The organism is Paraburkholderia sp. SG-MS1, assembly GCF_012275575.1.
Taxonomy (GTDB): Bacteria; Pseudomonadota; Gammaproteobacteria; order Burkholderiales; family Burkholderiaceae; genus Paraburkholderia.
This window is the reverse complement of sequence record NZ_NPIH01000161.1, coordinates 1-231: the sequence shown is the minus strand read 5'-3', so window position 1 is coordinate 231 and position 231 is coordinate 1. Positions and strand designations below refer to the sequence as shown.

1 pseudogene is annotated in these 231 nt (G+C 72.7%); it reads left to right on the top strand.

Going from position 1 to position 231, the window contains the following annotated elements:
* Positions 1-231: pseudogene (locus tag CIC12_RS12615) on the top strand (CynX/NimT family MFS transporter); the annotation flags it as partial.

Here is a 231-nt window from a genome sequence, read left to right as displayed (position 1 = left end):
GCGCGGCGAGATGGACGGCGTCGAGCGGCGCCGCGCTGCTCGCGACGGCGATACTCGCGGGTGCGGGCGTCGCGGCGATCCAGGCGCTGCTGCCTGCCGTCATGAAGCAGCGTTTTCAGGCGCGAGTGCCGTTGGCGATGGGCGTGTTCTCCGCATCGATCATGGGCGGCGGCGGACTCGGCGCGAGCCTGAGTCCGTGGCTGAGCCGCGCGGCGCAATCGTGGCATGCGG